The following is a 12,794-nucleotide window of genomic DNA, read 5'->3' as shown; positions in this document are numbered from 1 at the left end:
GGCATGGGCATCGGCATGGGCACGGTCACGAGCGCGGGCGCAGGCACGGTCACGGGCATGGACCGGCGGGCGTTCCTGGCCGGAGTGCTGGCCGCGGGCGCGGCCGTCGGACTGGGAGCCGTACCCGCCGCGGCCGCGACGCTCGGCACCCAGGACTGGATGGCCGGCCTCGGGGACTCCACCGCCCTGCAGCGCATGACCATTCCCGGCACCCATGACTCCGGCGCCACCAAGGGCGGCCTCTACGTCGCCTGCCAGAACACCTCGATCGCCCAGCAGCTCGACTCCGGAATCCGCTTCCTCGACATCCGCTGCCGCGTCACGGGCGGCTCCCTCGCCATCCACCACGCGGCCTTCTTCCAGGACCTGATGTTCGGGGACGTCCTCGTCGCCTGCGGGAACTTCCTCGCCGCGCACCCCTCCGAGACCGTCCTGATGCGCGTCAAGCAGGAGTACTCCGGGGAGAGCGACGCCACCTTCCGCGCCGTCTTCGACGACTACCTGGACCAGCGCGGCTGGCGGCCCCTGTTCCGGATCTCCGACTCCCTGCCCACCCTCGGACAGGCCCGCGGCAAGGTGGTCCTGCTCGCCGACAACGGCGGCCTGCCGGGCCTGCGCTACGGCGACGGCAACGTCTTCGACATCCAGGACGACTACAACACCGAGCCCTTCGCCAAGCGCGGCCGGATCGAGAACCACTTCCGCAAGGCCGTCCAGCAGCCCGGCAAGCTCTTCGTGAACTACGTCAGCACGGCGGCTTACATGCCGCCCCGCTGGAACTCCGACCGGCTGAACCCGCAGGTCCACGGCTTCGTCGACGGCGGAGAACTGGCCGGCCGGACCGGGCTCGGCATCGTCCCGATGGACTTCCCGAACACCCGCTCCGGCCTGGTCGCCTCACTGATCCGGCACAACTGACGGATCGGACGGCGGCGGCGTCGGCGCCCCCGGGATGCGGAGCACCGCCTCCGTGCCCGGGCCGCCGTCGGCCGCCGCCCGCAGCTCGGCGCTGCCGCCCGCGCGCGCCGCCGTACGGGCCACGATCGACAGGCCCAGCCCGCTGCCGGGCAGGGCGCGGGCCGACTCGGACCGCCAGAACCGCTCGAAGACGTGCGGCAGGTCCTCGGCCGGGATGCCCGGACCGTGGTCCCGTACGGTCAGCTCGCCCGCCCGCAGCGTCACCGCGACCGTGCCGCCGGGCGGGCTGAACTTCACCGCGTTGTCCAGGACGTTGACCACCGCCCGCTCCAGCGCCGCGGCCTCGCCCCGTACGTACCAGGGCCGCAGGTCCGAGTCGAAGCGGAGCTCCGGACCGCGCAGCCGGACCCGGGAGAGCGCGGCCCGGGCGATCTCGTGCAGGGCGACCACCTGGAGCGGGCTCCCGGCTCCGGCGTCCGGCCGCGACAGCTCCTGCAGGTCGCCGATCAGCGAGGCCAGCTCCGTCATCTGCGCCTTGACCGAGGCCAGCAGCTCCCGCCGGTCGTCGGGCGGAATGGCCCGGCCGGTCTCCTCGCTGCGGGCGAGCAGCTCGATGTTGGTGCGCAGCGAGGTCAGCGGGGTGCGCAGCTCGTGCCCGGCGTCCGCGATCAGCTGGGCCTGCCGCTCCTGGGAGGAGGCGAGGGCCGCCGTCATCGAGTTGAAGGAGCGCGACAGGCGGGCGATCTCGTCGTCGCCCTCGTCGGGGATCCGTACCGTCAGGTCCTCGGTCCGGGCGATGTGCTCGACCGCGTCGGTCAGTTCGTCGACGGGCCGCAGTCCCGCACGGGCCACCCACAGGCCGGCCGCGCCCGCGCCGACCGCTCCGACGCCGCAGACCAGGAGCAGCACCCAGGCCAGGGTGGACAGCGGCTTGTCGATGTCGGCGAGCGGTTTGGCGATGGAGACGCCGCCGAAGACCTCGCCGGTGTTGGGGACCACCACCGGGATCGTGTAGACGCGCATCTCGACGCCCTCGGGGGTCGTCACGGTCTGCAGGGTCTTGCCCCGCTTGCCCGCCGCGATCTCCTTGTCGGCCTCGGTCACCGGCAGGGCGGTCGGCCCGGCGACCCAGCAGTGGCTGCCGTCGGGCAGGACGATCTGGACGGTCGCGCTCAGGTTCCCGGCGATCTGCTGACGGGGCTGCTGCGGCGGCGGGAGACAGTCGTTCTGCATCAGGGTCCGGCTCAGCTCGGCGCCGACGTTCGTCGCCATCAGGGAGCGGTCGAGCTGCTCGCGCAGCTGGGTGCGGACCATCACCCAGGACACCGCCGCCACGGCCGCGACCGCGAGCGCCACCGCCACCGTGACCAGCAGGGCGAGGCGGGAGCGCAGCGGCAGCGCGCGGAATCTGGCCGCCGGGCTCACTCCGGCCCGCTCTCGCCGGCGCGCAGGGCGTAGCCGACCCCGCGCACGGTGTGGACGAGGCGCGGCTCGCCGGCCGCCTCGGTCTTGCGGCGCAGGTACATCACGTACACGTCCAGGGAGTTGGAGCTGGGCTCGAAGTCGAAGCCCCAGACGGTCTTGAGGATCTGCTCGCGGGTCAGGACCTGGCGCGGGTGCGCGAGGAACATCTCCAGCAGCGTGAATTCGGTCCGGGTCAGCTCGACCGGCCGACCGGCGCGGGTGACCTCGCGGGTCGCGAGGTCCATGCGCAGGTCGCCGAAGGTCAGGGTGTCCTCGTGGCTCTCGCCGGCGGCCTGCGAGGCGGCGTAGGAGCTGCGGCGCAGCAGGGCGCGGACGCGGGCGAAGAGCTCGTCGAGTTCGAACGGCTTGACGAGGTAGTCGTCGGCGCCCGCGTCGAGGCCGGTGACGCGGTCGCCGACGGTGTCGCGGGCGGTGAGCATCAGGATGGGTGTGACGCTGCCGGAGGCCCGCAGCCGGCGGGCGGCCGTCAGCCCGTCCATCCGGGGCATCTGGATGTCCAGGACGATCAGGTCGGGGGCGTACGAGGCCGCCCGGTCGAGGGCGTCGAGCCCGTCGTCGGCGGTCTGCACGGCGTACCCCTCGAAGGCGAGACTGCGGCGCAGGGCCTCGCGTACGGCCGGTTCGTCGTCGACGACGAGGATCCGCGCTTCGCCTTCGGCGGGATTCATGGATGGGTCTCCCAGGGGTGGTGGTCGGCCGTGGAATGCGGCACGTGACGGCGGCTCCAGCCTCGCACGGGTGGGTCAGAAGCTGGTGCCGAAGCCGCCCGCGGCGGAGCCGGCGCCGGATCCGCCGCCGGTACCGGAGGAGCCCGCGCCGCCGGGGCCGCCCTTGCGCAGGGAGTCCAGGTCGGCCTTGATCGTGTCGACCGGGATGGCGAAGCCGAGGCCGACGCTGCCGGCCGCGGAGTTGCCGGAGGCGGGGGAGTAGATCGCCGACGGCATGCCCACGATCCGGCCGTTCATGTCGACGAGGGCGCCGCCGGAGTTGCCGGGGTTGAGGGAGGCGTCCGTCTGGAGGGCCTTGTACGAGGTGGTGTCCGAGCCGGTGTCCCCGTTGAACTGGCGGCCGCCGAAGGAGAACGGCCAGCTGTCCTCGCCCTGCTGCCGGCTCTGCGGGGACTGCTGCTCCGACTTCGGCACCTTCACCTCGCGGTTCAGCGCGGAGACGATGCCGCTGGTGACGGTGCCGGTGAGGCCGTCGGGCGAGCCGATGGCGACGACCTGGTCACCGACCTTGACGCCGCCGGAGTCGCCGAGCGTGGCGGGCTTCAGCCCGGAGGCGCCCTGGAGCTTGATCAGGGCCAGGTCCTTGTCGGGGTCGGTGCCCACGATCTTGGCGGGGTACTTCTTGCCGTCGCTCATCGTCACCTGGATCTCGGCGGCGCCGCTCACCACGTGGTTGTTGGTGACGATCTCGCCGTCGGCGCTGAGGACGATGCCGGAGCCGGTGCCCTGGCCGGAGCCGGTGCGGACGTCGATGCGGACGACCGAGGGGCTGACCTGCTCGGCGACGCCGGCGACGGTGCCGGAGCTGGACTGCGAGACGGTGGTGCCGTCGATCCCGCCGGTGCTGCCGACCTGCCGGTCCATCAGCTGCTGGACGGCGGCCGCGGTGCCGCCGCCGACCAGGGCCGCGGCGAGCGCGACGGCGGCCAGCAGTGCGACGGGCCGCTTGGCACGGGGTGCGGGGGCCGCGGCGTGGGCGGGCCGGCCAGGGCCGCCGCCCTCACCGCCGCTCCCCTCACCGCCGGCGCCCCCGGCCGCCGGGACCGTCTCGCCCAGGATGACCGGCGGCCGGTGCGCCTCGTGCCAGCCGGGCGCGGCCGGCGGGTACGAGGGCGGCGGCGGGTAGGCCCCCGCCTCGGCTCCGGCTCCGGCTCCGGCCTCCTGTGCCGGCCTGTTCCGCCCGCGCTGCCAGTCCTCGCCGAACGGCGCGTGCTGGGCCGGGCTGTTCTCCTGCGGGTACTCGCCTTCGCGGCGGAAGCTGTCGGTCATGACAACGACTCTGGCCGGAGATCATGAGAGCTTCCTGAGTCAGGCCTGAGAAGCCCGACAGAACCGCCTGCGACCGACATGAGAACCGGCCTTGACCCTCGACCTGGTGGAGGTCCCAGAGTCACGGGTGTGGAGAGCGAGATGCACAGCATTGGCGAGATGGGCCGCGACAGCGGGCTGGGCGTGAGCGCGCTGCGCTTCTACGACCGGGTGGGCGTCCTGCCGCCCGCCCGGGTGGATCCGGCGACCGGATACCGCTGGTACGCGCCCGAACAGCTCGACGAGGCCCGGCTGCTGGCCCGGCTCCGGCAGGCGGGGATGCCGCTCGCGGACGTCCGGCTGGTCCTGGCGGCCTGGTCCGGCGGGGACACCGGCCTGGTGCCCCGGCTGCTGGACGGGCACCTGCGGCGGCTCGAACGCGAGCTCGCCGACGCGCGCGGCGCGCTCTCCGCGGTACGCGCCCGACTCGGACACAAGGAGAGCACCATGACCACCACCACCCGCACCGCCCGGCTGACCGTGCCCGCCACGGAGTTCGCGGCCGCGCTGGACTCCGTACGCTTCGCCGTCGGGACCGACCCCGAGCTGCCGGTGCTCGGCGGGATCCTCTTCGACGTGGAGGGGGAGGACCTGCACGTCGTGGCCACCGATCGCTACCGGATGGCCGTGGCCCGCGCGTCCACCACCGGCCACGGCGGTGAGCGGGTCCAGCTGACCGTGCCCGCCCCGCTCGTGGACGCCATGCGGGCCCTGCTGACCGGCGACTCCCCGGCCCTGCTCACCGTGGACGGGGACGGGATCGAGCTGGAGACGCAGGGCCGCCGGGTCGCCGGGCAGGGCCTGGGCGAGGAGTTCCCCGACTACCGCCGCCTGACGCGGCTCCCCGAGGGCCGCCGCATCCCGCTGGACGTGCCGGCGCTCCGGCAGGGCCTGGCCGGGCAGGGCGGCGAAAGGTGCGCCCTCGTCCTGACGGACACGGTGGCCGTCGCCGACGAGGCCTCCGAGTCCGGCTTCGAGCCGGGCTACGGTTCCGGCGGCGACGCGGACCGGGTGGGGGTCAACCCCGCCTTCCTCCTCGACGCACTCGCCGTCGGGGACGACATGCTGCTGGAGTACGTCGGCCCCAAGGCCCCGCTGGTGCTGCTGCGCTCCGGCACCCAGGACGCCTTCTCCCTGCTGATGCCGTGCACGCTGGACGCGTGACCCGCGTTCAGCGGCAGCCGCAGGAGCGGCGGATCACCAGCGCCGACGGGAACTGCTTCAGCCGTTCCCGTCGGGAGCCGGCCACGCGCAGGCCGTCGTCCAGGACCAGGTCCACGGCCGCGCGGGCCATCGCCGGGCGGTCCGAGGCGATCGTGGTCAGCGGCGGGTCGGTGAGGGCGGCTTCCTTGACGTCGTCGAAGCCCGCGACGGCCAGTTCCCCGGGCACGTCGATGCGCAGCTCGCGCGCGGCGCGCAGCACACCGATCGCCTGGTCGTCCGTGGCGCAGAAGATGGCCGTCGGCCGGTCGGGCCGCGCCAGGACCTCCAGGGCGACCCGGTACGCGTCGTAGCGGTTGTACGGTGCCTCGATGAGCCGGCCCTCGATCGAGCGGCCGGACTCCTGCATGGCCCGGCGCCAGCCCTCGACGTGGTCGGCGACGGGGTCGCCGACGGACGGGGTGTTCTCGACGCCGCCGATGCAAGCCACGTACTCGTGGCCGTGCTCCAGCAGGTGGCGGGTGGCGAGCTGGGCGCCGCCGATGTCGTCCGTGACGACGGCGACGTCGTCGATCGCCTCCGGCCGCTCGTGCAGCAGCACGACCCGCGCGTCCCAGGCCTCGATCTCGCTGGCGGCCTGCTCGCTCATGCCCTGGCTGACCAGGATCAGGCCCGACACCCGCATGCCGAGGAAAGCCCGCAGGTAGTGGACCTCGCGCTCGGTGCGGTAGTCGGAGTTGCCCACCAGCACCATTTTCCCGCGTTCGGCGGCGGCCTGTTCGACCGCGTGCGCCATCTCCGCGAAGAACGGCTGGCGGGCATCCGGGACGATCATGCCTATGAGGTCGGTGCGCCGCGAGGCCATCGCCTGGGCGACCCGGTCCGGGCGGTAGCCCAGCTCCTTGATCGCGGCGAGGACACGCTCGCGCGTGGCCGGGGCAACCGGCCGGGGTCCGTTGTTGATGACGTAGCTCACGACGGCGGTAGAGGTACCCGCAAGTCGCGCCACGTCGTCCCGCGTCACCTTGGCCACGCGCGGCAGTCTACGCGGGGTGACCTACCTCTGGGCAGGGCGTCCTGCCGAGTGGATGCTCACAACGCGTTCGGCCGATCAGGTGACGGACGAGGCCTGCTGCGCGGTGGTCTGCGCGGCCGTCTGCGGTGCCGTCCGCTCGGTCGCCTGGGCCGCGGCCTTGGCCGCCGCCTGGGCCGCGGCTTCCGCCGCAGCCCGCTCGACCTTCTCCGGCGTGACGAAGCGGTAGCCGACGTTGCGGACCGTGCCGATCAGGGACTCGTGCTCGGGGCCGAGCTTCGCGCGCAGCCGCCGTACGTGCACGTCGACGGTCCGGGTGCCGCCGAAGTAGTCGTAGCCCCACACCTCCTGCAGCAGCTGGGCGCGGGTGAAGACCCGGCCCGGGTGCTGGGCGAGGTACTTGAGCAGCTCGAACTCCTTGAAGGTGAGGTCCAGCACCCGCCCCTTGAGCTTGGCGGAGTACGTGGCCTCGTCCACCGACAGGTCGCCGTTGCGGATCTCCATCGGGGAGTCGTCCGAGCCCAGCTGCTGACGGCCGGTGGCCAGTCGCAGCCGTGCCTCGACCTCGGCCGGCCCCGCGGTGTCCAGGAGGACGTCGTCGATGCCCCAGTCGGCGGTGACGGCCGCCAGGCCGCCCTCGGTGACGACCAGGATCAGCGGACAGCCGGGTCCGGTGGAGCGGAGCAGCTGGCACAGCGACCGCACCTGCGGCAGGTCGCGGCGGCCGTCCACGAGGATGACATCGGCTCCCGGGGTGTCCACCAGGGCGGGGCCCTCGGCCGGGGCGACCCGGACGTTGTGCAGCAGCAGGCCGAGGGCGGGCAGCACCTCGGTGGACGGCTGCAGGGCGTTGGTGAGCAGCAGGAGTGAGCTCACGACCGACCACCTGCCCGGGTCGGACGGTGGTGCACGGTTCGCTGGTCCATCACGTCGGTTCCTCCTCGGTCCCGTCGAGGACATGCGTGGTACTGCTTCGTACGTCTTGCCCGGTGTCCCCGCGGTCCCCGCGCCCTGGGGTCCGCATGGATACCACTGTTCTCGGTCCGTTCAACGTGCTGAAAGCACAAAAGGACCCGGGGGCAACGTTGCCCGGATCCTCTCGCCAAGCAGAATAGCCCACCCGCCGATGCGTGGCCGAGGCTTCTTCCGCTTCCACTTCTGTGGTTCATGCCACGCTCCCGCCCTGCGTATGCCCAGGTTTCACCGGATCGGGGGCCCGCCGACCGGTACCTCGGGGCCACCCGGGCGCACACCCGGCGCGTCGGGGCACACCGGGGTCGGCGGTGGGAGGGGCCATCATGGAGGCCGACGGTAGAGAGCCGACGATAGGAGCTGCAGTGGCAACCGGAACCATCCGCTACTGGGCGGCGGCCAAGGCCGCGGCCAAGACGGCGGAGGAGCCGTACTCGGCGGGCACACTGGCCGAGGCGCTCGACGCCGTGCGGGAGCGCCACCCCGGGGAGCTGACCCGGGTCCTGCTGCGCTGCTCCTTCCTCGTGAACGACGAGCCTGTGGGCAAGCGCCCGCATGATTCCGTCCCGCTGACCGAAGGGGGCACCGTCGAGGTGCTCCCGCCGTTCGCGGGCGGGTGAGCGGGAGCCGATGAGTACCCCTGAGGAACAGCAGCGCCGGCAGTACGCGCAGCAGCAGCACCAGCAGCAGGAGGACCCGTACGGGACCCAGACCTGGCAGTCCGACACCTGGGACACCAGCCACCAGCCGGTGCATCCGCCGCTGGGCGCGGTGCCCGGGCAGCCGGTGGCGCCCGAGGGCTGGTTCCGCGAAGAGGCCCAGGCCGCCCCGGCGGCCCCGGGACCCTGGCCGGACGGCTCCGCCCCCGCCGCCGGCGGCTACGCCCCGGCCCCCGAGCCGTACCAGCAGCCGGTGGCTCCGGATGGCTGGTTCCGGGCCGAGGCCCAGGCCTCGGCCGCGGCTCCGGTCCAGGACTGGCCGCAGGGCGCCGGGACGGCCTATCTGCCGCCGTACCCGGGTCCCGGGCCCGACCAGCAGTACCAGCCCCAGCAGGAGCACCAGCACCAGCAGCCGGTGCCTCCGGAGGGCTGGTTCCGGGACGAGGCCCAGGCTCCGGCGGCGGCCGCGGCTCCGGTCCAGGACTGGCCGCAGGGCGCCGAGACGGCCTATCTGCCGCCCTACCCGGGCCCCGAGCACGACCAGCAGCAGCACCAGCAGCACCAGCACCAGCAGCACCAGCAGCAGCACCAGCACCAGCAGCACCAGCAGCAGCACCACCAGCAGCTCCAGCAGTCGCCGCCGGTCGAGGAGACTGCCTACCTGCCGCCGGTGGTGGACGCGCCCGCCGCCGAGCAGACCGCCCGGGGGTACCTCCCAGCGGTAGCTGGGGGAGTGCCGCCCCAGGCGGCGGCCACCCCGGGCGAGGACCCGGCCGGGGCCCCCGGCGAGCCGCAGGAGATCACCTCCTGGTCCCCGCCCACCCTCGCCGGCAACACCCTGCGCGCCGTCGACCCCGCCCAGGCACGCGCCGAGGGCCGGTCGCCGATCATCGACCCCGGTCCGCAGTCCGCCATACTGACCGCCGTCCTCGGGCTGCTGCTCGCCGTGGCCGCCGCCCTCGGGCAGTACGCCCTGCTCCTGCCGCTGATCGCCCTGCAGGGCCTCACAGCGGCCGGCTGGTTCCGCCTCAACGGCATGTGGCCCGCCCGCCAGGGCATCGCCCTCGCCTTCGCCGGAGCCGTCGTCGCCGACGTGGCCGTGCTGGCCGTCGACCCCACGTACGGACCCGGCGCGATCGTCGGGACCCTCGGCGCCTGGGTGCTGCTCACGCTCGTCCTGCAGCTGCGCAGCCACGCCGATCCCGACGAGCGGATGTACGGGCTGATGGCCTCGGTGGCCTCGGCCGCCCTCGCCATCATCTGTGCCGGATATCTCGCGGCCGATTCCGCCGCCGCCACGGTCGGTGCCGCGGCCGTCGCGGTCGCCGTCTTCGCCCGTGCGCTGCCGCTGCCCACCGCCCCCTCGGTCGGCGTCTCGCTGGCCGCGGCCGCCGGCGCGGGCATCGCGGTCGGCGGGCTGACCTCGGCCGGTACGGGCGGGGCGCTGATCGGCCTCGTCGCCGGGGTGTGCGCGCTGGTCGGGCTGCGCGTGGCGGCGTACGACTACCCGTCGAAGTTCGTGCACATGACGGCCGGTGTGGCCCTGCCGCTCGCGGCTGCCGCCCCCGCCGTGTACCTGATCGGCCGGGTGGTGGGCTGATCCCCGCCTGACGACCCGCATGGTCAACTAGAACGCACGTACCGATTAGTAGGGGGAGGGAACGTGCGTTTCCTGCGCGTCGTTGTGATCATCGGAGTGGTTCTGGGGGCCCTGTTCGTGGGCGTGGACCGCTGGGCTGCGAGTTACGTCGAGAACCGGCTGGCCGACCGAATACAGGCGCGGCAGGGCCTGGCCGGTTCCTCGGAGGTGGAGGTCCACGGCTTCCCCTTCCTGACCCAGGTGCTCAGCCGCGACCTCGACCGGGTCGACCTGAAGCTGCGGGGTGTCGAGGTCACCGCCGAGGACCGCAAGACGCGGCTGTCGGAGCTGGACGCGAGCTTCCGGGGCGTGAAGCTGAACGGTGATTACAGCGGCGGCACCGCCGAGCGGGCCGAGGGCAGCGCGCTCATCACGTACGCCGACCTGACGGCGGCCTCGCAGACCGGCGCGACCCTCTCCTACGGCGGGGCGCCGGGCAAGGTGAAGGTCACCGCGACCGTAAACGTCTTCGGCAAGACCCTGACGCACAGCGTGGTGTCGACCGTCACCCTTGAGGACGCGCCGGGCGGAAAGGGCCGCAAGATCGTCCGGGTGCGCGCCGACGAGGTGCCCGGCGGGGGTGTTCCGGTGGTCGAGAAGGAGATCCGCAAGAGGACCGACTTCGACCGCGATCTCGGCAGCGGCATGCCGGCCGGACTCCAGCTCTCGTCCCTGACCTCGGACGAGGCCGGTGTGCACCTCACGCTGGGCGGCACGAACGTGGTGGTGGCCGGATCGTGAGACGGCGCGGTCCGATCCGCAGAAGGACGGGCCGCACGGCAGGTCCCGGGGGCGGTGCGGAGGCCGCCCGGGACCTTCTTATCCCAATATTCGGACGATCCTGTCTCGCTATATGACACGCCGGTGACAGGGCGGCCGATTCGTCCCTACGATCCATGGCTATGAAGCATCAGCAGGCGGACCTCACGAAGCGACGGGCAGTAGACCTGTGTCGCGTCGCCGCCATGCTCTGTCGATCCATGTGAACTGTGAGCGCATCCGCTCCATCGACCGGACGACGGCCCCACGGCCCTTCCCGCGTGACCGCACCAGCCTCCTGAACCCCTGACGCCTCCCCGCGCAGGATCTTGAGCGCACCCGCAGGCACGCAGCACGCGTTACCAGCACAGCCCCGCCGCACACTGCCCCGGAGGAGAACACCATGAGCCGCAGCGACGTCCTCGTAGACGCCGACTGGGTCGAGGCCCACCTGAACGACGCCAATGTCGTCATCGTCGAGGTGGACGAGGACACGTCCGCGTACGACAAGAACCACATCACCAACGCCGTCCGGATCGACTGGAAGACCGACCTCCAGGACCCGGTCCGCCGCGACTTCGTGGACCAGGAGGGCTTCGAGAAGCTCCTCTCCGCCAAGGGCATCTCCAACGACGACACCGTCGTCCTCTACGGCGGCAACAACAACTGGTTCGCGTCCTACGCCTACTGGTACTTCAAGCTCTACGGCCACCAGGACGTGAAGCTCCTCGACGGCGGCCGCAAGAAGTGGGAGCTCGACTCCCGCGACCTGGTCGACGGCAAGGACGTCCCGAACCGCCCGGCCACCGCGTACAAGGCCAAGGCCCAGGACACCTCCATCCGCGCCTTCCGCGACGACGTCGTGGCCGCGATCGGCTCCCTGAACCTGGTCGACGTCCGTTCGCCCGACGAGTTCTCCGGCAAGCTGCTCGCCCCGGCGCACCTCCCGCAGGAGCAGTCGCAGCGTCCCGGCCACGTGCCGAGCGCCCGCAACATCCCGTGGTCGAAGAACGCCAACGACGACGGCACCTTCAAGTCGGACGACGAGCTGACCGCCCTCTACCAGGCGGAGCAGGTCGATCTGGCGAAGGACACCATCGCCTACTGCCGCATCGGTGAGCGCTCCGCGCTCACGTGGTTCGTGCTTCACGAGCTCCTGGGCCAGGAGAACGTCAAGAACTACGACGGTTCGTGGACCGAGTACGGCTCGCTGGTCGGCGTGCCGATCGAGCTCGGCCCCAACAAGTAACCAGACCGACGACCGGGCACGCGACGCCCTCGTAGTACGACCTCTCTAGGACAGGACAGAGAACATGTGTGGAGCACAGATCGGCGGGCCCGACCTCGCGACGCTGAAGCCCGGTGAGACCGCTATCCAGGGGCAGATCACCAAGGACGGCGAGCCGGTGTCCGGCTACGTCCGCCTGCTGGACTCGACCGGCGAGTTCACCGCGGAGGTCCCGACCTCGGCGACCGGCCAGTTCCGCTTCTACGCCGCCACCGGCTCCTGGACGCTGCGGGCGCTCGTCCCGGGTGCCCAGGCGGACCGTGCCGTGGTCGTCGCCGAGGCCGGCGGCGTGACGGACGTGGCGATCGCGGTCTGAGCACCGCACGTGTGATCGCCTGATCGAACGGCCGAAGGGCCGCACCCCCGGGGGTTGGACGCCACTGGAACGGGGTGCGGCCCTTCGTGCCGTCCGCGTTCGTCCGCGTCCGTCCGCGTCCGTCCCATTCCGTCCGCGCCCTTGCGCGCGGGGGCACCGGACCTACGCTGGAGGCATGTACGCCCGGCGCCGGCGCGCCTACTTCCTGCTCATGGGCGGATGCCTGGTCCTCTTCGTCTCCGCCTGGGCCGTCGTGCGCCTGTGGTCGGTCGAGGCGGCGGTGGCGATGTGCGTGGTCGCCATGGTCATCCCGCCGGTCGCCGCGATGATCGCCAACCGGCGCGGCCCGGACGACCGCTGGTGGGACGACCCCTCGGGCGATCCGAAGTCCGACGAGTGGTGGGACGAACTGGACGGAAAGCGGCGCCACGAGGATTGAAACCTCACGAGACGAGAATGTGATCTTCGTTCGTACAACTGCTCCCCTCCGGTGCGGGTCATGGGGTACGCGCGGGTATCCAGCCCGCG

The 12,794-nt window shown here is 72.5% G+C and carries 14 protein-coding genes; 9 read left to right on the top strand and 5 right to left on the bottom strand.

Annotated features, from left to right (window positions below):
* Nucleotides 1-3: 3 nt before the first annotated feature.
* Entirely contained in the window at nt 4-918 is a 915-nt protein-coding gene (locus ACZ4YL_RS37830) for a phosphatidylinositol-specific phospholipase C (RefSeq protein ID WP_468122777.1), read from the top strand.
* On the opposite strand, the gene ACZ4YL_RS37825 is transcribed toward ACZ4YL_RS37830, so the two are convergent.
* The 3 genes from ACZ4YL_RS37825 to ACZ4YL_RS37815 all read right to left on the bottom strand — a co-directional run bounded on the left by ACZ4YL_RS37825 (nt 898) and on the right by ACZ4YL_RS37815 (nt 4,400).
* The gene (locus tag ACZ4YL_RS37825; protein ID WP_468122775.1) at nt 898-2,343 is read right to left on the bottom strand and encodes a HAMP domain-containing sensor histidine kinase; all 1,446 of its coding nucleotides are present in this window, start codon (nt 2,341-2,343) and stop codon (nt 898-900) included. The genes ACZ4YL_RS37830 and ACZ4YL_RS37825 overlap by 21 nt on opposite strands.
* A complete protein-coding gene (locus ACZ4YL_RS37820; RefSeq protein WP_468122774.1) occupies nt 2,340-3,071 on the bottom strand; it encodes a response regulator transcription factor in 732 nt (243 codons plus the stop codon). Before ACZ4YL_RS37820 ends, ACZ4YL_RS37825 begins: the two co-directional genes overlap by 4 nt.
* A 75-nt stretch (nt 3,072-3,146) precedes the next feature.
* Nucleotides 3,147-4,400: a S1C family serine protease gene (locus ACZ4YL_RS37815; RefSeq protein ID WP_468122772.1), complete on the bottom strand. Its 1,254-nt coding sequence runs from the start codon at nt 4,398-4,400 to the stop codon at nt 3,147-3,149.
* A 141-nt stretch (nt 4,401-4,541) separates the two neighbouring features.
* Between ACZ4YL_RS37815 and ACZ4YL_RS37810 the strand changes: the two genes are divergently transcribed.
* Entirely contained in the window at nt 4,542-5,603 is a 1,062-nt protein-coding gene (locus ACZ4YL_RS37810; protein WP_468122771.1) for a DNA polymerase III subunit beta family protein, read from the top strand.
* A gap of 7 nt (nt 5,604-5,610) precedes the next feature.
* On the opposite strand, the gene ACZ4YL_RS37805 is transcribed toward ACZ4YL_RS37810, so the two are convergent.
* Both ACZ4YL_RS37805 and ACZ4YL_RS37800 read right to left on the bottom strand, forming a co-directional pair.
* Nucleotides 5,611-6,633 carry a LacI family DNA-binding transcriptional regulator gene (locus ACZ4YL_RS37805; RefSeq protein ID WP_468122770.1) on the bottom strand — a complete coding sequence of 341 codons (1,023 nt, stop codon included), beginning with the start codon at nt 6,631-6,633 and terminating at the stop codon, nt 5,611-5,613.
* A 78-nt stretch (nt 6,634-6,711) separates the two neighbouring features.
* On the bottom strand, nt 6,712-7,509 hold the full coding sequence (locus tag ACZ4YL_RS37800; protein ID WP_468122769.1) for a response regulator transcription factor: 798 nt from the start codon (nt 7,507-7,509) through the stop codon (nt 6,712-6,714).
* A 461-nt stretch (nt 7,510-7,970) separates the two neighbouring features.
* Here ACZ4YL_RS37800 and ACZ4YL_RS37795 point away from each other — a divergent pair, with 461 nt between their 5' ends.
* From ACZ4YL_RS37795 to ACZ4YL_RS37765, 7 genes are all read left to right on the top strand, one after another.
* Nucleotides 7,971-8,225, top strand: a complete 255-nt coding sequence (locus ACZ4YL_RS37795; protein WP_030387258.1) for a MoaD/ThiS family protein — start codon at nt 7,971-7,973, stop codon at nt 8,223-8,225.
* Nucleotides 8,226-8,235: 10 nt separating this feature from the next.
* Entirely contained in the window at nt 8,236-9,864 is a 1,629-nt protein-coding gene (locus ACZ4YL_RS37790) for a hypothetical protein (protein ID WP_468122768.1), read from the top strand.
* A gap of 63 nt (nt 9,865-9,927) precedes the next feature.
* Nucleotides 9,928-10,644 (top strand): LmeA family phospholipid-binding protein, encoded by a 717-nt coding sequence (locus ACZ4YL_RS37785; protein ID WP_468122767.1) that lies wholly within the window; start codon nt 9,928-9,930, stop codon nt 10,642-10,644.
* 155 nt (nt 10,645-10,799) lie between these two features.
* On the top strand, nt 10,800-10,889 hold the full coding sequence (locus tag ACZ4YL_RS37780) for an Ms5788A family Cys-rich leader peptide (RefSeq protein WP_350875872.1): 90 nt from the start codon (nt 10,800-10,802) through the stop codon (nt 10,887-10,889).
* Between the two features lie 176 nt (nt 10,890-11,065).
* Nucleotides 11,066-11,911 carry a sulfurtransferase gene (locus ACZ4YL_RS37775; RefSeq protein WP_030768131.1) on the top strand — a complete coding sequence of 282 codons (846 nt, stop codon included), beginning with the start codon at nt 11,066-11,068 and terminating at the stop codon, nt 11,909-11,911.
* A 64-nt stretch (nt 11,912-11,975) separates the two neighbouring features.
* Nucleotides 11,976-12,266, top strand: coding sequence for a DUF1416 domain-containing protein (locus ACZ4YL_RS37770; RefSeq protein ID WP_030011783.1), 291 nt, complete (start codon nt 11,976-11,978; stop codon nt 12,264-12,266).
* A gap of 175 nt (nt 12,267-12,441) precedes the next feature.
* Nucleotides 12,442-12,705: a DUF3099 domain-containing protein gene (locus tag ACZ4YL_RS37765; RefSeq protein ID WP_052875676.1), complete on the top strand. Its 264-nt coding sequence runs from the start codon at nt 12,442-12,444 to the stop codon at nt 12,703-12,705.
* The last annotated feature ends 89 nt before the right edge of the window (nt 12,706-12,794 follow it).

The organism is Streptomyces sp. NPDC030021, from assembly GCF_055574035.1.
Note: the sequence above shows the minus strand (reverse complement) of the source record. Positions and strands in the feature narration are given on the sequence as shown.

Bases quoted from the DNA above. Each gene is read 5' to 3' on its own strand.
- ACZ4YL_RS37830 (WP_468122777.1), top strand. From the start codon at position 4: ATGGGCATCGGCATGGGCACGGTCACGAGCGCGGGCGCAGGCACGGTC.
- ACZ4YL_RS37820 (WP_468122774.1), bottom strand. From the start codon at position 3,071: ATGAATCCCGCCGAAGGCGAAGCGCGGATCCTCGTCGTCGACGACGAA.
- ACZ4YL_RS37815 (WP_468122772.1), bottom strand. From the start codon at position 4,400: ATGACCGACAGCTTCCGCCGCGAAGGCGAGTACCCGCAGGAGAACAGC.
- ACZ4YL_RS37810 (WP_468122771.1), top strand. From the start codon at position 4,542: ATGCACAGCATTGGCGAGATGGGCCGCGACAGCGGGCTGGGCGTGAGC.
- ACZ4YL_RS37790 (WP_468122768.1), top strand. From the start codon at position 8,236: ATGAGTACCCCTGAGGAACAGCAGCGCCGGCAGTACGCGCAGCAGCAG.
- ACZ4YL_RS37780 (WP_350875872.1), top strand. From the start codon at position 10,800: ATGGCTATGAAGCATCAGCAGGCGGACCTCACGAAGCGACGGGCAGTA.
- ACZ4YL_RS37775 (WP_030768131.1), top strand. From the start codon at position 11,066: ATGAGCCGCAGCGACGTCCTCGTAGACGCCGACTGGGTCGAGGCCCAC.
- ACZ4YL_RS37770 (WP_030011783.1), top strand. From the start codon at position 11,976: ATGTGTGGAGCACAGATCGGCGGGCCCGACCTCGCGACGCTGAAGCCC.
- ACZ4YL_RS37765 (WP_052875676.1), top strand. From the start codon at position 12,442: ATGTACGCCCGGCGCCGGCGCGCCTACTTCCTGCTCATGGGCGGATGC.